Annotated in this window: 19 protein-coding genes; 9 read left to right on the forward strand and 10 right to left on the reverse strand. The window is 69.1% G+C overall.

The window, feature by feature from the left end; all coding sequences use genetic code 11:
- Nucleotides 1-24 precede the first annotated feature (24 nt).
- Complete coding sequence (locus tag ACZ7HQ_RS10995; RefSeq protein ID WP_470987220.1) at nt 25-507, reverse strand: hypothetical protein; 483 nt, start codon at nt 505-507, stop codon at nt 25-27.
- A gap of 242 nt (nt 508-749) precedes the next feature.
- Between ACZ7HQ_RS10995 and ACZ7HQ_RS11000 the strand changes: the two genes are divergently transcribed.
- A complete protein-coding gene (locus ACZ7HQ_RS11000; RefSeq protein ID WP_470987222.1) occupies nt 750-1106 on the forward strand; it encodes a hypothetical protein in 357 nt (118 codons plus the stop codon).
- Nucleotides 1107-1412: 306 nt separating this feature from the next.
- Here ACZ7HQ_RS11000 and ACZ7HQ_RS11005 read toward each other — a convergent pair whose 3' ends face one another.
- The 3 genes from ACZ7HQ_RS11005 to ACZ7HQ_RS11015 form a co-directional block, all read right to left on the reverse strand.
- Nucleotides 1413-1982 (reverse strand): GNAT family N-acetyltransferase, encoded by a 570-nt coding sequence (locus ACZ7HQ_RS11005; RefSeq protein WP_470987223.1) that lies wholly within the window; start codon nt 1980-1982, stop codon nt 1413-1415.
- Between the two features lie 74 nt (nt 1983-2056).
- Complete coding sequence (locus ACZ7HQ_RS11010) at nt 2057-2995, reverse strand: MerR family transcriptional regulator (protein WP_470987224.1); 939 nt, start codon at nt 2993-2995, stop codon at nt 2057-2059.
- 399 nt (nt 2996-3394) lie between these two features.
- Nucleotides 3395-3901, reverse strand: coding sequence for a hypothetical protein (locus ACZ7HQ_RS11015; RefSeq protein WP_470987225.1), 507 nt, complete (start codon nt 3899-3901; stop codon nt 3395-3397).
- 600 nt (nt 3902-4501) lie between these two features.
- On the opposite strand from ACZ7HQ_RS11015, the gene ACZ7HQ_RS11020 reads away from it, so the two are divergent.
- The 5 genes from ACZ7HQ_RS11020 (at nt 4502) to ACZ7HQ_RS11040 (ending at nt 7905) form a co-directional block, all read left to right on the forward strand.
- Nucleotides 4502-4792, forward strand: coding sequence for a cupin domain-containing protein (locus ACZ7HQ_RS11020; protein WP_470987226.1), 291 nt, complete (start codon nt 4502-4504; stop codon nt 4790-4792).
- Nucleotides 4793-4914: 122 nt separating this feature from the next.
- Nucleotides 4915-5400, forward strand: coding sequence for a MarR family winged helix-turn-helix transcriptional regulator (locus ACZ7HQ_RS11025; RefSeq protein WP_470987228.1), 486 nt, complete (start codon nt 4915-4917; stop codon nt 5398-5400).
- Nucleotides 5401-5716: 316 nt separating this feature from the next.
- On the forward strand, nt 5717-6385 hold the full coding sequence (locus ACZ7HQ_RS11030) for a nitroreductase (protein WP_470987229.1): 669 nt from the start codon (nt 5717-5719) through the stop codon (nt 6383-6385).
- A gap of 95 nt (nt 6386-6480) precedes the next feature.
- Complete coding sequence (locus ACZ7HQ_RS11035; protein WP_470987231.1) at nt 6481-7209, forward strand: SDR family oxidoreductase; 729 nt, start codon at nt 6481-6483, stop codon at nt 7207-7209.
- Between the two features lie 30 nt (nt 7210-7239).
- The gene (locus ACZ7HQ_RS11040; protein WP_470988881.1) at nt 7240-7905 is read left to right on the forward strand and encodes a nitroreductase; all 666 of its coding nucleotides are present in this window, start codon (nt 7240-7242) and stop codon (nt 7903-7905) included.
- 333 nt (nt 7906-8238) lie between these two features.
- Here ACZ7HQ_RS11040 and ACZ7HQ_RS11045 read toward each other — a convergent pair whose 3' ends face one another.
- From ACZ7HQ_RS11045 to ACZ7HQ_RS11060, 4 genes are all read right to left on the reverse strand, one after another.
- A complete protein-coding gene (locus tag ACZ7HQ_RS11045; protein WP_470987232.1) occupies nt 8239-8592 on the reverse strand; it encodes an antibiotic biosynthesis monooxygenase family protein in 354 nt (117 codons plus the stop codon).
- A gap of 181 nt (nt 8593-8773) precedes the next feature.
- Entirely contained in the window at nt 8774-9475 is a 702-nt protein-coding gene (locus ACZ7HQ_RS11050; protein ID WP_470987233.1) for a DUF6461 domain-containing protein, read from the reverse strand.
- 179 nt (nt 9476-9654) lie between these two features.
- A complete protein-coding gene (locus ACZ7HQ_RS11055; protein WP_470987234.1) occupies nt 9655-9822 on the reverse strand; it encodes a DUF6193 family natural product biosynthesis protein in 168 nt (55 codons plus the stop codon).
- 228 nt (nt 9823-10050) lie between these two features.
- Entirely contained in the window at nt 10051-13329 is a 3279-nt protein-coding gene (locus tag ACZ7HQ_RS11060; protein WP_470987235.1) for a GH92 family glycosyl hydrolase, read from the reverse strand.
- A gap of 523 nt (nt 13330-13852) precedes the next feature.
- Here ACZ7HQ_RS11060 and ACZ7HQ_RS11065 point away from each other — a divergent pair.
- Entirely contained in the window at nt 13853-14764 is a 912-nt protein-coding gene (locus ACZ7HQ_RS11065) for an NAD-dependent protein deacetylase (RefSeq protein WP_470987237.1), read from the forward strand.
- Nucleotides 14765-14939: 175 nt separating this feature from the next.
- Here the strand turns inward: ACZ7HQ_RS11065 and ACZ7HQ_RS11070 are convergent, their stop codons facing one another.
- Both ACZ7HQ_RS11070 and ACZ7HQ_RS11075 read right to left on the reverse strand, forming a co-directional pair.
- Nucleotides 14940-15818 carry an alkaline phosphatase family protein gene (locus tag ACZ7HQ_RS11070; RefSeq protein ID WP_470988884.1) on the reverse strand — a complete coding sequence of 293 codons (879 nt, stop codon included), beginning with the start codon at nt 15816-15818 and terminating at the stop codon, nt 14940-14942.
- A gap of 268 nt (nt 15819-16086) precedes the next feature.
- Complete coding sequence (locus ACZ7HQ_RS11075; protein WP_470987238.1) at nt 16087-16311, reverse strand: hypothetical protein; 225 nt, start codon at nt 16309-16311, stop codon at nt 16087-16089.
- Nucleotides 16312-16910: 599 nt separating this feature from the next.
- Here ACZ7HQ_RS11075 and ACZ7HQ_RS11080 point away from each other — a divergent pair.
- Nucleotides 16911-17870 carry a pentapeptide repeat-containing protein gene (locus ACZ7HQ_RS11080; RefSeq protein ID WP_470988889.1) on the forward strand — a complete coding sequence of 320 codons (960 nt, stop codon included), beginning with the start codon at nt 16911-16913 and terminating at the stop codon, nt 17868-17870.
- A 209-nt stretch (nt 17871-18079) separates the two neighbouring features.
- A complete protein-coding gene (locus ACZ7HQ_RS11085; protein ID WP_470987239.1) occupies nt 18080-19045 on the forward strand; it encodes a LysR family transcriptional regulator in 966 nt (321 codons plus the stop codon).
- Nucleotides 19046-19048 lie beyond the last annotated feature (3 nt).

The following is a 19048-nucleotide window of genomic DNA, read 5'->3' on the forward strand; positions in this document are numbered from 1 at the left end:
ACGTCGCCGGAGCGGTCGGGTCCATCAGGAGCTGCTCCATGCGTAGGCGTCCCAGTAGCCGTCGTGGCGGACGCAGCCACCGTCGGCGACGACCAGTCCCTCGCCGGTACGCCGGCCGGGGCTCAGCGACAGCGCGACGCCGTGGTCATCGGTGGTGTGGATCTCCTGCAGGCCGGCCGCCTTGCCGGTGACCGGGTCGGTCCCCGGCTCCGCCGTCACCTTCCATCCCCGCTCGGACCACCGCCTGCGAAGGGCGGCGACCGCCGCACGATAGCCGGCGTCACCGTGCTTGAAGTCCGGAGCCCAGGAGACGGACGGCTGGTCCCGGTGGGTGTCATCCCGGTCGACGCCGAGGTCGTCCACGCATGATGCGCTGTCCGTGGACTTTCCCAGGATCACGGAGGCCGGATCCGAACCCAGGAAGAGAACCGTGTCCTCGCCTGCGGCCTGCGTGTCGTGTACGTGCTCCAGGAACTGCGCCTCGGTACGGACTGGACCACCCGCCATGGCGGTGCATCCCACGAGCAGGGACACCGCAACGGGCCCGGCAACGGACAGCCCCAAGACCCTGAACCGGCGGCGGAAAGCGGACGCCGCGGGCGCGGCGGAAGGAGTCGGTGTCATGCAGCCATCCGAACACCACCACCCAGGCCGACGGCAGCGTCGCCCTACTCAGTTCTCGTACTCAGAAAGGGCCGGAGTGCCCGGAGAGGCCTCATGTCCTTTCTGAGGCTCGGAGCACCTGTGCGGTGGCACGGTTCATCGTGGCTCGGCTGACGCCGGCCTCTCGCCAAAGGTCGTTCTTGGTCAGCTTGCCGTCGGTGCGGGTGGGCCGGCCGGTGAACAGGCGCTCCATCGCCGCTCGCCGTATCCATGCTGCCTCTCATCTGACCGGGCACGTCACACTTCGGCCCGGACGCATTGCCCCCGAATACTTCGATAAGTACCGATGCGAGGGCGCCCCGATCCTGCTCGATGAGATCGCCCGTCAGATGGCCCCGCTGATGCCGCCCGGCACTGAAGTCCTGGCCGACTTGGAGATGGGCGGCATCCCCGTGGTGACCGCGCTCGGACCACACACAGGCGGCTCACCCAAGGCCTCCTGAGGAACGGCAGCGTCCCGGCGTTCTCCTTGTCCGGGACGGTCAGGACGCCGTCCTTGCCGTAGTGCAACACGGTGTTCGCGCCTTTCCAGTTCTCCACGGTCTGGAGGCGGAGGGTGCTTGGAGCCACGACGGGTGAAGCGCGGCAGTACCTGATCGGGCTCGTCCGTCCCTGGACGCGGAGCGGCGCGGCAGCAAGCCGGAGTTCAGCCACTCGGTGCAGGCCAACCCGACCACACCGAGTAACGCGGACGTCCGGCTGCCACCGGCGCCGGCAGCACCGCGGCGACGCCCAGCAAGCTGCACAGGTCAGTGGTCGCGCATCCGTATGTGCAGGTGACCGGCAAGGGGGTATGCGGGCGGTGCCGCGGGCAGGAGTGTGGTCAGTTCGTAGCGGCTCTTCTGTGCGACGCGGCATGACGCTGTGTTGTCCACCTGGTGCAGGAGTTCAAGGCGGGTCAGTCGGCCGCCGGGGAAGGTGGTGAAAGCCCAGTCTGTGAGCGTCTGCAGCGCTCTGGGTGCCACTCCCCTGCCGCGCGCGTGCGCCGCGGTCCAGTAGCCGACCTCGGCGGACGAAGCTGCCGGGGTGATGCGCTTGAGGACCACGTGACCCGCCAACTGCTCCTTGCCACCTTCGGCTTGGGCTTCCACGACGGCGAAGCCGCAGCGGTCGCCCGTCTCCCGTCCCTGTTGCTGTTCCCGAACCCACCGTGCCGCGCTCGCTTCGTCGTTCACGGCTGAGCTCGTCCAGCGGCGCAGTGTGTCATCCCCGTACAGGCCGACCAGATCGGCACAGTCCGCCGGGTTCCAGGGACGCAGTATGAGGGCGGGGGCCGACGGTGTGGCGTCCGCCTCCAGGCGTACGGCCGTCTCGTCCATCGGTCGAGAGTATGCGGGCGTAGGGTCTTTGAGTGCTTCGTCCGGCTGCGCGGCACGGCTGTGGGACTGTTGTGTCATCGAGCTGCCCGTATCCGCAGAGCTGTCACGGACCAGTCGACCACCGGGGCGAGGCGTTCCGGTGCCGGCCAGCCGTTGACCAGCGCGAGCAGCTGGAAGTAGCGGTCCCTGCGCGGATCGCTCGCGGTTTTCAGACGGTGCAGCAGCCACCGGCGCAGTGCGGGGTCGTCGGGGCGGCCGTGGGCGAGCGCGCAGTGGGCGGTCAGCGCCTTGACGACAGGATCGGCCTGGGGCGAATCCGGGCTGATGCCCGACGTCACGGCTGGTCCGACGAGATCACGGGTGATGGCGACCAGGTCCGGGCGCGGTGGCGTGGTGGCGCTGTCGGGCAGGCCGGCCACATGTTCTTCGGCCAGGCGCCGCTCAGTGGCGCGGAATTCCGGGTCCAGGGACAGTTCGGCCAAGTCCACCCATGCCCTGACCTGCTCGTCTGTGGGGCTGTCGGGCAGCTCGGGCGTCATGGAGCGCCGAGCTGCTGCGTGGCGCAAGGCGCTCGGCAACCCGTCGAAGACGGCATCGAGGAAGTCGCCGATCAAGCGTCGGCGCTCGGCTTCGGACAGCGTGGCCAGATGGTGCATGCGTTCCATTTCCTTGGGGGTGGGCTCGCGTCTGGCGGCGGCCGTCAGCACCGCACGTCGCCGACGCAGGATGCTGATCTGCACGTCCAGCGCGGCGGCATGCTCCGCGGCGACTTCGCCGAGGGTGAGTTCCTGGTCCACGACCCGCCGGATCGTGTCGAGGCCGAGTCCCAGGTCCCGCAGCGTCCGCACGAAGGCGAGGCGAGTGACGGCCTCGGGGGCATAGCGGCGGTAGCCGGCGTGGGTGCGGCCAACAGGCGCCACGATGCCGCGATCGGAGTAGAACCGGATCGTTTTGACTGTCAGCCCCGTGCGCTGGGCCAGTTCACCGATCGAGTAGAGAGTGCCGCCGTCCATGCGCCCACCTTGCTGTCTCCCCCTGCGGGAGACTCAAGTCTGCGCTCTGCGTCTCGACGCCTCCCGGCCGCCTCCTGCTTCGCGAACGACAACGCCAAGGCATGGGTCAGCGAGATCAACGCCAGTCCCGGCACCCGTGGTCGTGTCTCGTACGGGAGTTGAGCGTACGGGGGTTGAGCGTTCGGTCCGGCGCGGGGATGGTGCCGTGGATCGCGTCGGATGCTTCCGTCGTCAACGCATCCTGGGAACGGCGAGCCGACATCTCCGAAGCCTTCCTCAAGCTCGCCTGCTGCCTGATCGCTCACCGGCAGCTCGGCGTATTGCGCTGCGGCCGACAGAGGTCTTCGCGCGGCGGGGCACTGTTGCCGTGCAGATCTGCCCTGACAAGCGTCCAAAATCCTAGGAAAGGGCAGCGCCATGCTGCAGTTCACACCCGTCGTGCTGAAGGTGCAGCCGGCGGAGGTCTTGCAGCGCCGCGACCGGAAAGGGGTGCTGAACCCACTTCGTCAGATAGCCGTCCTCGCCGTGGACCTGCAGTACGGAGTGGGCGGCCTCGATGACGACGTGTCCGAGAAGACCTCGCGGCTGCGTGGAGCCCCAGACGAGTGTGCCTTCCTGGTCGGGCGCGTCGAAGCTCGCGGACATGTCAGGGAAGCGGTAGATCGCCAGATCAACGTCCGAACCCCTGCCTCTCAGGACCCACCTCGACTCAGCCGGTTCAAGGTCGAAGGAGAAGCGCTGGACAGGTATGGGGCCGTACAGACCCGCCACACCGTGAAGCACGTCGGCAAGAGCATCCGTGCAGTAGCTGACGATGTCCTTCTGCTCCGAAGAGCCGTCCTTGATGAGGCACCTCGCCCAGCCGCTGCCCGTCAGTTCCCAGCTGAACCGGAGACCATGAGTCATCCCGCTCCCTCCCCGGTGATCGTCTCCGAAGACGGTACAGCCAGCAGAGGCAGGCGGCTCGCGTGGCGGGTGCGGCCGACGCGCCCCTCTCGGCGATCGGGAGGGGCTGGCCGCGTTCGTGCTCGCAGCCACAACGGGATGGACGCGGCAGCAGATGCCGCGCCCGGCACCCGAGGACCGGCGACCCTGCCGGCTCACCGGGTGGAGCAGGGCCCCGTCATCCGTGCGTCGCCCGCAAAGGCATCGAGCCCTCCCAGCGGCTGGGCCGTCGCCGCTGCAGTGGACCCATAGCTCGGCGATCTTCGCCACCGCCATGCCCGGTGCTGACAGGAGCACCATCAGGGCCTACCGCTGTGTCACGACCGAGCCGGTGCCTCTGCGGATGATGCGCGGCAAGCCCCGGCCTGCATCGTCATCGATCTCACGTACCCGCACACGCTCTGCCACCCGGACGGACTCACGGCGACGCACCGCCTGCACCAGCACCCCAGCGGCGCGTCACATCAGAGCGGGGGAAACGTTGCGGTGTGCGACATGGAACGCCTGCCGATGGGAGGTGCGATGCGCTCTCGATGCCGCTGGCTTACGGAGGTGTGGTGCATGTCGGAGAAGAACCCAGAGCACGGGACCGCCAACGAGGTCTCCTTGCCGCCCGAAGTCAAGTTGCTGCAGGAGGTCACTCCACCCTTCTTTCCCGAAGGTGGTTCGGCACTGACCATTCTCGTCGAGTGGCCTCCCGGTCACCCCGGCAACGCCCTGTCGGACGCATCGACCAAGTTCGTCGTGACCATGGTGTGCGCGCCGGGTCAGCCGATGCTCAGGGTGGTCGACGAGGAGGAGCTGAAGGCACGGGCGCACCTGCGCGCCCCGCGTCCCTCCGAAGGCGGCTGACCCGCGGGACCGACCTGCGTCACGTCGGAGCCGCCCGGCAGGTCGACGAGGTCCTACCAGTCGGAGCCATTTGGTTTCAGGCGATACCATATCGAATGAGCGGATGGCGTACTGTTGGCCTCATGGCCGCCGACGTCCCTCCCAGAGCCACCCCCTCGCGCGTGACCGACCGACCCGGGGACACCTCGCCGTTCGCTCTCGGCTTGCTGCTGCGCCGGGCGCACTGGCGCGCGGCCGCCGTGATGGAGGAAGCGCTTCGGCCGCTCGGCATCGAGTTGCGGCACTTTGCCGTGCTGATCGTGCTTGTCGACCGCGGGCCCACGGTGCAGCGGGACTTGGCGGCCGCGACAGGGTCTGACAAGGCGGCCATCATGAGGATTGTGGACGATCTGGAGCGCAGGGGGCTGGCTGTACGCAAGAGCGTTCCAGGGGACCGGCGTGCGCGGGCGGTGGAAATCACGCCTCAGGGCCTGGAAATTTTCGAGGCAGCCCATGTGACGGCGGAGCCGCTGGCTGAGCGCCTGGTTGCCGACCTGAGTCCCGGCGAGCCCGAGAAGCTGACAGATCTGCTGACCCGGATCGCCTATCCCGCAGGCGGCGAGGCGTAAGCGCGCCGCTCACCGTTCGCACCGCCGTCGCGCGGTACATCTGCCTGTATGGCCGGCGGTCTGCCGTTCACCCCCGCAGCGCGCGCCCTCGAAGAGACGAACCCGTTCATCGGCGGCGAGGTCGCGGTAGATCAGCGTGCGCTCCGGGAGCTTTTCGTAGCGGCGTGACCATGGACCGTCTCCAAAATGCAGCCCCCGGGCGGGGCACCAAGGGCTGGGGAGTCATGTCCGACGATAGTTGAACATGAGATTGTATTAAGTGATACCATCTCGCTTGTAGCGGATGGGGGGCGAGCAGGCGAGGAGTCGGACGATCATGGACGTCTACGAGGCGGTCGCGAGCCGACGGGCGGTGCGCGCATTCACCGACCGTGAGGTCCCGAGGGAGGTGCTGGAGCGCGTGCTCTTCGCCGCGGCCCGGGCACCGTCCGGGTCGAACCTCCAGCCGTGGCACACCTACGCGGTGACCGGCCGGCCACTGGCAGAGATCAAGAAGCGGGCCGGCGAGCGCCTTGCCACAGGCGACCCCTGGGACGAGCCGGAGTACGAGCAGTACCCACCCGCACTGAAATCCCCCTACCGTGAGCGGCGATCCGCCTTCGGCGAGCAGCGCTACGGCACACTCGGTATCGCTCGCGAGGACATAGAGGCACGCCAGCGGGCCGCTTCGGCGAACTGGGACTGTTTCGGCGCGCCCGCTGCCCTGTTCTGCTACATCGACCGCGACATGGGCCGGCCCCAATGGTCCGACGTCGGCATGTATCTGCAGACCGTCATGCTGCTGCTCCGCTCCGAAGGCCTGCACAGCTGTACGCAGATGGCCTGGGCGAAGTTTCGGAGGACCGTCGCGGAGGTCCTGTCACCCCCGGACGAGCTCATCCTCTTCTGCGGCATGTCGATCGGGTTCGAAGACACCACGGCACGTGACGGCCGTACGGGCCGGGCCCCGCTCGACGAGACGGTCACCTTCGTCGACGGCCTCTGACGTCGCCCCCTCAGTCGATTGAGGCGCATGTTGCCGCACCCCCAAGGTGCCCGATATGCAATATTTGCCCACATAATTTCGAGGAAGGGCACGCTATGAAGATCGCAGTCATCGGCGGTACCGGGCTGATCGGATCGCAGGTCGTCAATGACCTGAACGCCGCCGGGCACGAGGCGGTACCCCACTCGAAGTCCACCGGAATCGACGTCATCAGCGGAAAGGGACTGGACGAGGCGGTGGCGGAAGCCGACGTCGTCGTCAACCTGACGAACTCCCCGACTTTCGACGAAGCCTCCCCGGCCTTCTTCCAGACCTCGATGGACAACCTCCTGGCCGCGGCCCACAAGGGCGGCGTCGGTCACTTCGTCATCCTCTCGATCGTAGGGGCGGACCAGGTGCCGGAGCTGGACTACTACAAGGCCAAGGTGCTCCAGGAGCAGATCCTCGCGGCCGGGCCGGTTCCCTACTCGATCGTCCGGGCGACACAGTTCATGGAGTTCATGGACGCCGTCATGTCCTGGACCGCCGACGGCGACACCGTCCGGTTGCCCGCCACGCCGATCCAGCCGATCGCCGCCAGGGACGTGGCCGACGCGGTGGCACAGATCGCCGCAGGCGCCCCGCTGAACGGCATTCGCAACATCGCCGGCCCCGAGATCTTCTCCCTGGACGAGCTGGGCCGCATCACCCTGTCCCACAAGGGTGACAACCGCACGGTCGTCACCGACCCCACCGCCGGCATGTTCGCCGCCGTCAAGGGCGACGTCCTCACCGACGAGCACGCCCACCTCGCCCCCACCCGCTACACCGACTGGCTCTCCTGAGCCGCTCACCGCTCTGAGGGGTAGCTGATCCTGGACGTCTATGAGGCGGTCACGAGCCGACGAGCGGTTCGCGGATTCACCAGCCGGCCAGTACCGAGGGCGGTGCTGGAGCGCGTGCTCTCCGCCGCGGCCTGGGCGCCGTCCGGGTCGAACCTCCAGCCGTGGCGTATCTACGTGCTGACCGGCCGGCCGCTGGCCGAGCTCAAGAGGCGCGCCGGCGAGCGCGTGGCCACAGGCGACCCCTGGGACGAGCGGGAGTACGAGATGTACCCGGCCGCACTGAAGTCCCCTTACCATGAGCGCCGATCCGCCTTCGGCCACGAGCGCTACAGCGCACTGGGCATCGCGCGTGAGGACTGGGAGGCGCGCCAGCGGGCCGCTTCGGCGAACTGGGACTGTTTCGGCGCGCCCGCTGCCCTGTTCTGCTACATCGACCGCGACATGGGCCGGCCCCAATGGTCCGACGTCGGCATGTATCTGCAGACCGTCATGCTGCTGCTCCGCTCCGAAGGCCTGCACAGTTGCCCGCAGATGGCGTGGTCGGTGTATCGCAAGACCGTCGCGGAGATCGTGTCACCCCCGGACGAGCTCATCCTCTTCTGCGGCATGTCGATCGGGTTCGAGGACGTCACGGTGGGCTACAGGCGTACGGGCCGGGCGCCACTCGACGAGACCGTCACGTTCGTCGACGGTTAGGACCAGCACGCTCCGGCTTGTCCGTGTATGCGGCTCGGCTCGGCATGCAACGCGGTGTCGGCAAAGAAGGACAGGACACCCACGAACGGGTCCACCAGGCTCGTCCACATCAGCTTTCCGGCTGTCCATAGGACGTCGACGGGGATGTCCACACAAAATTCTTCAGGTGCCGACGCCCCACTGGGCCAGCTCGAGACCCGGCTGCCCGGTGCTCGACCACTGGCCGCCAGTCCTCGCGTACTCGTTCCACCACCCGGACAGCCTGGCGGGAGGGCGTTTGCCGGACCAGGAGGTGACTTCGGTTGGTCAGTCTGCTGTCGGGCTCTGCCGGACCTACGCTCGCGTGAACCCGTGGCTCCGCTCCACTTTCGCCACATGCAGCGTGTAGCTCTGGTACCACTCGGCTCGTCCACGCTTTTGTGCCGCGCGGTGCTCGGCGTTGCTCCGCCACTCCGCCAGGGCGTCGGCGTCACGGAAGTATCCGACAGTGATGCCCAGCCCGCCAGGAGTCTGCGCGTGGTCCATCCCCAGGAACCCGGGGACGTCCTTCACCAGGTCTTCCATGCGTGTGTTGGTCTCGCTGTAGCCGCTCTGGTCCTGGGTTCGCACCGTAGTGAAGACCGCCACGTAGTAGGGGGGTTCATACGCCTCGACGGGCGCGACAGGCGCTTCCGAGTGATCGCTCATGTCGTCACCGTAAGGCGGGATCCGCCCAACGATCCAGCGTCTTTCCCGGACGGGGTGATGCGGCACCAGGTTCAGCACAGGCGGTGACTGGTCGATCCATCGCCCGGGAACCGCTGCTCGTCTCCCCGATGATCCGGTGGCGCGGCTTTTGTGCAGCCCTCTACTGCTTCGCCGCTGCGGTTCAGTTCTGCCGCTGGGTGGGATCGGGGAGTTCGACGTGGGTGCGCGTCCCATGGGTATCAGTGACGTCGATGACGACGCTCGTCCGGTCGTCCGTGGGAATCTCGACAATGCCGGTGGAGTAGGTGCTGTTTTCCACCATGTCCTGGGTCACCCGTACTCCGGTGAGCTCTTCGGCAAGTGCGATGTAGTCCTCAAGATCGCAGCTGCCGTTTTCGAAGTCGAACCCCACGTGGTGCATGAGGTCGACGAGTCCGTCCGGGGTGCTGCCGTCGCGGTGGAGTGGGCCCTCGAATCGGGTGCGCAGTTCGCCGTCTTCCCACCAGGAGAAGAGGCTCATGGCGTTGGGGCTGCGGAAATGTGAGACGCCCCTGGTACCGAGGGTGGCGCGCTTCATGGCGTCGGTCTGGATCTCGATGCCGCCGTTGATCTCCAAGGCCAGGACCCAGTCGGCATCCTTGCCCTGGACGAGGGTGGCGCCTACGAACATGTAGTCGCCCCATTCCTCCTGATCATCTTGGAACGCACGGTCTTGGGCAACGAACGCGTCGAAGCCGGCGACGTCTCCTTGGGGGGCCGCGCCGAGGCGGTCGAGGAACGTTCGCGGCGAGAGTCCACGCACCAGGGTCAGGGTGTACCCCTCGAGGAGGAAGCCCCCTTGGAAGTCTCGGAGCCAGGAGCGGTCTGACGGTTCAACCTTCATGAGCAGTCATGCTGTCAGGTGCCGGTGACAGAGCACTCTGCGGGGCAGGGAGGTCACTGTCTCCCCGGAACCCCTCCAACCGGCGCAGGGTCACTCCTCGGTCGGCTCCCACGGCGCGGCTCCGCTCGCGGCGGCCCGCCGGTGGGGTGCGGGTCGCAGTGTGTCAGGGCGTCAACCGGTCAGTGCTCGTGCTCTGCCGCCGCGAGGGCGCCTCGGTTGCCGACGACCACGGGTCCGCAGCCTGCCGGTAGATGGTCGGCCGCCATCGCCACGGCTGCTTCGGCCGTGTCGGCCTCACCGACGAAGTCGCCTCTGGACCTCCCACGTACCGGTCCAGGGTGATGCATCCCCGCCACGTTCCTTGTCGGGTGCCCGCACTGGAGCCGGACGGTCCGTTGTCTGCCTGCGTCGTGCTCGGCCACCAGCTCGGTGCCGGCCCACACCGTTCCCGGCCGGGTACCGTACGACTCCCGCAGTGGGGTGCCGAACCGGACGCGGACGGCGTGGACGAGAGGGGCCGGTTCCGGGGGTCGTGTCCCCGGAACCGGCCCGTCGTCGTCAGAGTCCGGTGGGTCTCAGTGGCCGAAGCCGTAGGCGAACAGATGGTCGGTGCCCGTCGAGCCCGTCACCGGCAGGGTGATCGACGCCACCTGCTTGGACGCGTCAAGGGGAACCTTCGTGGCGAAGACGTACGTCTTCACGCCGTCCCGGCCCCCGCTCCCGGTGTTCCGGTAGCCCGTCGTGACGGCCGTCGTGTCACCCGGGAGCGGCTTGCTCGAACCGGCGTTGAGGGTCCAGTCGGAGAAGCCGACCGTCGCCTTCGAGGTGGTGCCGTCGGTGTAGGTGACGCTCACCGTGCCCGAGACCCCGCTGCCGTCGGTCGGTGCGTTGGCCGCCGTGCCCAGCAGGCCCAGCGACGCCCCCGACGTACCGGCCGGCATCGGGATGGTCTGGCCGGCCATCTCCAGGTTGTCCAGCTGACCGGACGTCACTGCCGGCCAGGTGTAGGAGATGCCGTCGACCGTGACGGTCGAGCCGCTCGTGACGCCGGCCGCGGACAGCGCGTTCTGCGAGAAGGCCCAGCCACCGCCGTCGAAGCCGCCCGAGAATTTCGTGCCGTCGGGGTAGACGCCCTCGTTGGTGTCGTACGGCCACAGTTCACCGGCCTTGGCCACGGCCACGCGGAGGGCCGCCCCGCTGAGAGTCGTTCCGGTGCTGTGGTCGGTCAGCGCGAAGGTGACCGGAAACGTTCCTTCGCTCGCGCCCGCCGTCACGTGGATTTTCGCCTCGGCGCTGCCCGAGGCGGGCACCTTCACCGAGCCGGAGGCGGGATCGAGCGTGACGCCGGAGGGCGCCGTCGCCTTCCAGTCGACGGTGACGTCCTTGCTGCCCAGGTTGGTGAGGTCGAGCGTGGCGTCACCGGATGCGCCAGGCTGCAGCACCAGGCCGTCGCTGGAGGGGCCGGTCGCGGCCAGGATCCGGTCGCCGCCCGTGGTGTCCGACGGGGGTGCGGCCGACGGGTCGGACGCCCAGGACTTGTCGGGCTGGGTGCCGAGGGTGAAGTCGATCGTGCCCGCCCCCTTGAACTGCTGGTACGTCAGCCAGGAGGTCTTCCACTCCTTGCCCTTGACGTCGAGGGACTGCACGTACGGGGCGTCGGGTGCCGCCTGTGGCGCGTTGATCTGCACTGTCCTGCCGCCGGCGAAGGTCACCTCGGCCACCGGGAACGGGGGACTGCCGAGCGCCAGGGTGTCCGTGCCCGGGGTCTCGGGGTACATGCCCAGCTCGGACCAGACGTACCAGGAGCTCATGGCGCCGAGGTCGTCGTTGCCGAACGAGCCGACCGGGGCGTTGAAGTACAGCTTCTGCTGGGCCGCTCGGACGGCCTCCTGGGTCTTCCAGGGCCGGCCCGTGTAGTCGTACTCCCAGGGGATCTCCACGCTCGGCTCGTTGCTCAGGTTGGCGTTGGTGTCGCCGGGGTCGGTGATGTTGTCGAGGAGGCTGTCCAGGAAGGACGAGTACGCCTGGTCACCGCCGCGCGCCTGGATGAGCTGCTGCAGGTTGAACGGGACCATCGGCGTGTACTGGGCCGACGTGCCCTCCACGAAGCCGTTGGAGGTACCCGGGGTGAAACCGCCCGCGAACTGGCCGTCCTTGTTCTTCGCCTGCATGTAGCCGGTCTGCGGGTTGAAGACGTTCATCCAGTCCTGGGCGCGGGTGGCGAACTTCTGGTAGACGTCCGTCTTGCCCAGTGACTTCGCGAAGGCGGCGAGGGCGTAGTCGGCGGAGTCGTACTCGAGCTGCGTGGAGACCGGGCCGTAGAAGTTGCAGCAGCCGTAGTCGTTCTCGTCCAGCGGGAGGTAGCCCTTGGTGTCCCGCACGGACTCGCCGGGGCGGTCGTTGTTCGGGAGGGTGGCCTCGTGCTGGAGGGCGGCCAGCGCCTTGTCCGTGTCGAAGCTCCGGGCGCCGAAGGCGTACGCGTCGGTGATGATGCCGGCGGCCGGGTCACCGACCATGACGTAGCTCTCGCCGTTGTTCGAGGCCCACTTGGGCAGCAGGCCCGTCTGGTCGTAGCCGTTGAGCATCGAGGTGACGACGTCGCTGGTGATCTTGGGCTCGACCATCGCCATCAGCTGCGTCTGGGAGCGGTAGGTGTCCCAGCCGGAGTAGTTGGCGTACTGGGCCTGCTGGCCCTTGGCCAGCTTGTGGATCTGGTTGTCCATGCCCACGTACTGGCCGTTGTCGTCCGAGAAGACGTTCGGGTGCAGCAGCGCGTGGTAGAGCGCGGTGTAGAACTGCACCTGCTGGTCCGAGGAACCGCCGCCGATCCGGATCCTGTTCAGAGCCGCGTTCCAGGCGTCGTGGTTCGCCTGCTGGACTGCGTCGAAGTTCCAGTTCTTGATCTCGGTGGCGAGGTTGTCCGCCGCGCCCGCGTCGCTGGTGTAGGAGATGCCGACCTTCGCGCTCACCGTCGGGTTCGAGGAGGTGTCGAAGGTGAGGTACATGCCGTTCGCACCGGTCGTGGGTGGCTGGACGGCCTTGCCCGTGGCGGGAGTGTTCGCTCCCGGCCTCGGTGCGCCGCCGGCACTCGGCGACGGCGACGGGGTACCGGGGGCCTTGCCGCCGCTTCCGTGGATCGTCGGGGACGGCTTCGCCGGGACGGTGAAGTGCTTCTCCTCCAGCGGGGCCGACCGGGACGCCTGCGGGGTCTGCCGGACCTTGCCCGCCTTCAGCGACCTCGCGTTGGCGTTGATGGTGCCGCCGACCCAGGTGCCGCTCTGGGTGAACGGCTGGTCGAACTTGATGTCGAAGTGCAGCGTGTACCTGTTGCTCGCACCGCAGAAGTGCCCGCTGTCGATCGACCCGATGACCTCTTTGCTGTTCACCACCTGAACGCGGGTGCCGTCCACCTGGGTAGCGCCGCCGCTGAGCTTGAGCAGCAGGTTGGCCTGCCGGTCCGACGGGAAGGTGAACGTGCCCATCCCGGCGCGGGTGGTGTCGGTCAGCCGGGTCGTGACGCCGTTCGCATCGGTGACCTTGTAGTACCCGGTGCCCGCCTTCTCGTCGTCGTGGCTGAAGCCGACGGACGTGTTGGCGAGGTTGCCCGAGAGGGCGCCGGTCACCGGAAGGATCGGCAGGTCACCTGAGACGGGGCAGCCGGGGCCCGACACGTGGGTGACGCTGAAGCCGGAGATCTTCTTGTCGTTGTACTCGTAGCCGCCGCCGTCAGGGCGGTGGGGCGTCGTGTCGGGGCTCCACTGCACCATGCCGGCCGGCATGTCGGGGCCCGGGAAGGTGTCCACCTCGCCCGAGGTGCCGATGAAGGGGTTGACGAGGGACGCGGGGTCCTTCACCAAGGGGGGTGTCGCGGCGCTCGCGGCATCGGCGTTCCCGATCGCCGGGAGCGGGAGCCCGGCGATTCCCAGGACGCAGATCACGGCCAGGCGTTGACGGAGTCTTTTTCGGTTACGAGGCGCAGCTGAACGTCGGGGTCGGACCATCGGTTGCCTCCGCAGCGGTTCGTGCTTCGCACAGGTGCTGACGTGCCGAAGGACGGGCAGGGCAGGCAACGTTGTCAGGCCGTTGCGGAAACGGCCTGACAACGTTGCCATACACGAGTGTCGAGTGAAACGCGTGGGGTCACGGCGTGTCAACGAGGCCAACGCAGGTTTCTGGGCGCGAAGTTCGCAGCCGGGTGTTCCCGGCACCGGCGCGCGGCTGCCGGCCGGCGTTTCCGGGGCCCGGCGGATCGGTGCACAGCCCCCTCAGGGGAGTACCTGACGCAACTGGCGCGGACGGTCCGGTCTGTTCGGGTGGATGGCCGTGCGGGCCACGCCGGGGAACGACTGCGGGCGGCCTGTTCCGTACCCTGGCGGTATGCGTATGCGCCCCACTCTGAGCTGGACCCCTGCCGGGGAGGTGCCGCCGGGCACCACGGATCTGGGGCCGGTCACCGATGCGCTGAGCACCGGTGGTGTGCTGGTGCTCAGCGGGGCGGGCATCTCCACGGAATCGGGCATCCCCGACTACCGGGGCGTCGGCGGGAGCCTGAGCCGGCACACCCCGATGACCTACCAGGACTTCACCGCCGGCGCGCAGGCCCGGCGCCGCTACTGGGCGCGCAGCCATCTCGGCTGGCGCACCTTCCGTCGCGCCGGCCCCAACGCCGGGCACCGGGCCGTGGCCGCGTTCGGGAGGCACGGTCTGCTGTCCGGTGTGATCACCCAGAACGTCGACGGCCTGCATCAGGCTGCCGGCAGCGAGGGCGTCGTGGAACTCCACGGAAGTCTGCACCGGGTCGTCTGCCTTTCCTGCGGCGCCTTCAGCCCGCGCCGCGAACTCGCCCGGCGGCTGGAGGAGGCCAATCCTGGCTTCGACCCGGTGGCCGCCGGTATCAATCCGGACGGTGACGCCGACCTCACCGACGAACAGGTCGGCGACTTCCACGTGCTGCCCTGCACGATCTGCGGGGGCATCCTCAAGCCGGACGTGGTGTTCTTCGGCGAAGCCGTTCCGCCGCAGCGGGTGGAGCGCTGCCGCGAGCTGGTCCGTGAGGCGGCCTCGCTGCTTGTCCTGGGCTCCTCCCTGACGGTGATGTCCGGTCTCCGGTTCGTCCGCCAGGCGGCCCTGGCCGGGAAGCCCGTGTTGATCGTCAACCGGGACCCGACCCGTGGCGACCGGCACGCCGTCACCCGTGTCGCTCTCTCCCTGGGGACAGCCCTCACCGCCGTGACGGACCGCTTGGGCATCACCGTGGACGGTGAGGGGGCGGCCCGGGGGATGGTGTGACGGTGGTGAGGCGTCACCGCGGTTTACTGCCCCCGGACTTCGGGGATGGGCGTTCGGTTTCTGGCGGGTTCCCCGTGCGGTGCAGCGGGCACCGGGACCGCCGCCTCGGGCGAGGCGGCGGTCCTGCCGCTGGTTCACCGCAGCGGGCCGGCTGTGCGCGGGGCCTGCCGCGTGGTCAGTTCCAGATGCCGGTGATGTCGGAGGCGCTGGCCGCGGCCCCGGCGTGGGTCGTCAGCCCGGCCAGGTCCTCGAGGGTGCGCAGCGTGTTGTAGTGGTTGTACTGCGTCGAGGTGGAGCTGCCCTGCGCGACGTGCGCACCGTAGAGCACGGTGGCGATGTGGTTGCTGTGCGAGCTGTCGTCCTCGTCGAAGGTGACGGCCAGGATGCTGTTGTGCGTCGTGGCCCAGGTGGCGTAGGCGCCGAGGTTGTTCTTCAGCCAGGTGTCGCCCGTCGTGACGGAGCAGTCGTGCATGTCGTTGCACAGGTTCGGGACGACGAAGGAGACCTTGGGCAGGGTGGTGTAGTCCGTCGGGAACTGCGTGAAGGTGTGCGCCGTGTTCAGCGGGACGTTGCTGAAGGCGAACCACGGGTTGTGCTTCCGGGCGTACTTGGTGGCGGAGTTGGTGCACACCGTGGAGCCCTGGGAGGGCAGGCCTTCGTTGTAGCTGCCCCAGGTCTTTCCCGCGGCGATGAGCTCGGAGCCGAGGCTGGCGGCGCTGCTGAACTGCGGGGTGTAGCAGTTGTCGTTGGTGATGCCCTGGTTGTTCCCGGAGAACAGGTCCAGGTAGTTCGGCTGGCTGGGGTGGGTGATGGCGAACGAGTTGGTGAGGTTGCCGCCGCCGGCCTTCAGCGTGTTGTTGAGGTACGGGGCGCTGGAGCTGCCGATGACCTGGTCGTAGGAGTGGTTCTCGAACACGACGACGACCACGTGGTCGGGGGTGGGCAGAGCGGCGGCCTGCGCGGCCGGGGCAGCGGACCATGTTCCGACCAGGGCGGCGGAGAGGGCGGGGACGAGGGAGAGCGTCCGGCGCGAGCGCTTGATGCGGGACAGCATGGACACGGTGGACCTCCTGTGTGAGCGGTGAGCGGGGAGGTTCTCCACTGATCAGGCCCTTTCTGATCAGGCGGTAGGAGACTAGAGGTGCGCCGTCGCTGCCTTCAGGTGCCTGGCAATGAAGAGACCCCGAACAGCCGTTGGCTGCCCGGGGCTGTTGCGCCCCTTCTGTTCACCTGTCCGCGGGTTGCCCCCACACCCCAGCTGTCGGCGGCCCCGCGGCTACGCACGCCGCCTGTCGGGGACGTCCAAGGACAGTGAGGCCCGACTACACCTCGCCCGTGGCGAACAGCTCCAAGTGCCCGCACTTGGGGCACCGGAACGCCTCTATCTGCCGCCGGGGCCGGCCCATTCGCTTGGCACCTCCGAAGATGCCCCGCTCCAACGCCCCCTCGATCCAGCGCGCGTAGCCACGGGAGTGCTCACCGGCATCCTCGATGAAGCCTTCCTCCAGCCCGACGGTGCCGCAATGGGTGCAGGTGTAGTTGCTCATCCGGTGAGTCTAGACATCGGTGCGCTGACTTCCCGCCGCACGTTCCGCCGTTTCGGCCGGGTGGCAGTGGACGGCTGCGAGGACGGTTCCCCCGGCGCGAACCCATCGCTCGCCGAGGCCGGAGCGCGCGCTCCTGGCCGCGTCGCGGTGTCGCCCGCGGGCCCTCACTGCCGCGTGGCCCGAGCGCACCGGAGAGGTGGTGGGGATCCCGCCACTCCGGCCGGGCCCGTCCGCCGCACCCTCGGCCACATGCACCCCCGCAGCCGTACGGGCACCGCGCCGGTGGTCTGCGAGAATGGGGCCGTTCTCGGAGCGTCGCGGGCCGCGGTGCTCGTCGCCCAACAGGAGCATGCACGGTGTCGTCACAGCACGGAGCCCCTTCTTCCGCCGGGGAGAGCAAGCGCCCCGCCCAGGGCGGGGGCCGCAAGCAGTCCTCCTCCGGCGGAGGGCGCAAGCGGTCCGCCGCCGCGAACGGGCAGGGGCGCCCGTCCTCGGCGCAAGACCAGCAGGACCAGCAGGGGCGCGGGCGTGCCGCGTCCGCGCGCCGGGGCGGTGAGCGCACCGGCGCCGCTCAGGAGCGCGACGCGTCCGACGAGCGCATGACGTCCCGGGACCGCACGTCGCAGCGGGACCGCAAGACGTCCCAGGACCGCAAGCCAGTGCGCGGTCGCACGGCATCCGAGGACCGCAGGTCCCCGCGCGACCGCAACGCGCCCCCGAACCGCACGCCGCAGCCCGACCACAAGGCGCCCCGCGACCGCACGGACCTGCAGGCCGACTGCGCCAACTGCTTCGGTCTGTGCTGCGTGGCCCTTCCCTTCGCCCGCTCGGCCGACTTCGCCGTGAACAAGCCCGCCGGGCAGGCGTGCTCGAATCTTCAGGCGGACTTCCGTTGCGGCATCCACGCGCAGCTGCGTGACAAGGGCTTCCCCGGCTGTACCGTCTTCGACTGCTTCGGCGCCGGACAGAAGGTGTCCCAGATCACCTTCGGCGGCACCGACTGGCGTCGGGCTCCGAAGTCGGCGCGTGCCATGTTCGAGGTCTTCCCCGTCATGAGGCAGCTGCACGAGCTGCTCTGGTACGTCACCGAGGCCCTCGATCTCGCAGCGGCCCGGCCGGTCCACAAGGAGCTGCGGCGGGCGCTGGCCCAGCTCGACGAGCTGACCCGCGGCAGTGCCGAGTCGATCAGCGAGCTGGACGTGAACGCGCTGCGCGGCGAGGTCAACGCGCTGCTGCTGCGGGCCAGCGAGCTCGCCCGAGCCCAGGTCCCGGGCCCGAGGAAGAACCACCGCGGCACCGATCTGATCGGCGTGCGGCTGTCCGGCGCCGACCTGCGAGGGGCGAGCCTGCGCGGCGCCCTTCTCATCGCCGCCGATCTCAGCGGGGCGGATCTGCGCGACGCCGATCTGATCGGCGCCGACCTGCGCGACGCCGACCTGCGCGGCGCGGACCTCACCGGCGCCCTGTTCCTCACCCAGGCACAGCTGAACGCCGCCAAGGGCGACGCGGCCACCGAGCTGCCTGTCTCGCTCAGCAGGCCCGCCCACTGGCCGGCCTAGTGGGGTGACTGCTCTCCTGCCCGGACTCCCCACGCGCAGGAGGCCGCCGTGGCCGTGATCCGCTGTGCCGGCTGCTCCGCCGTCCTGGTGTGCCGGCCCCCGTCACGGTTCCCGCGCCCATAGCATCTTTGTGGAGTGTGACATTGCATATGGGGCTGGGCCGGTCCGGCCCCTGCCGGGAGACTCCCGCGGCTGCCTAGCATCCCGCCATGGATCTAGAGGTACGGCACTTGCGAGTGATCTGCGCGATCGCGGAGGCCGGAAGCCTGACCCGTGCCGCCGCGTCGCTGTGCATGACCCAGCCGGGGATGAGCGCCCAACTGCGGCGGATCGAGGCCATGCTGGGCGGACCGATCTTCGAGCGGGGACAGGCCGGTGCCGTGCCCACCGCGCTGGGTGAGCTGGTGCTGCCCCGGGCCCGGGCGATCCTGCCGGGCATCGACGGTCTGCTCTCCGACACCGCCCGCGCGGCTCGCTGTGGAGCAGTCCCCGGGCGCCTTCGTCTGGGATCCGTGGGCGCTCCGCTGCTTGCCGATCTCGTGCTGGTGGCACGGGAGTTGATCCCCGGATCGGATGTGACGACCCGGTGCCGGTACTCCCCCGGCCCCCTGGTGGACGACCTCTCGGCGGGACGCCTGGAGGCGGCGGTGCTCGGGGACAGCCCCGGGCACGAACTCGCGCCGCGCGAGGGAGTCGTCCTGCGCCCGGTGGTCAGTGAGCCCGTCTTCGCACTGCTGCCGTCCGCCCACCCCCTGGCCGGTCACGATGAGGTGAGTCTGGAGGACCTCGTCGGGGAGGACTGGGCCATGCCGCACCCGGACAGTGACCGCACCCGGGAGTACTGGGCGTCCGTCTTCTCCCGGACGGGCCGTCAGCCGCGCGCCCCCTACGAGGCGGAAGGCCGCCAGCTGATCGACCTCGTACGGGCCGGGCTCGCCGTCAGTCTCTGCCAGGCGACCTTCATCGAGGTGCCGGGCGTCACCGTGCTGCCGATCGCCGGCGATCCCTTCTGGTACCGCCACGTGCTCGGCCTGCGGCGCGATGGTCCGCTGGCCGCGCACGGTGACGAGATCGTCCGCAGGGTGGCCGAGGGCTATCTCGCCACCGGTGCCGCCGCTCCGGCCTACGCGCGGTGGCGCCGGTGCCGTCCGAAGCCGCCGCACCTGTCCGGGTGAGCC

It is taken from the genome of Streptomyces sp. NPDC037290, assembly GCF_055603245.1.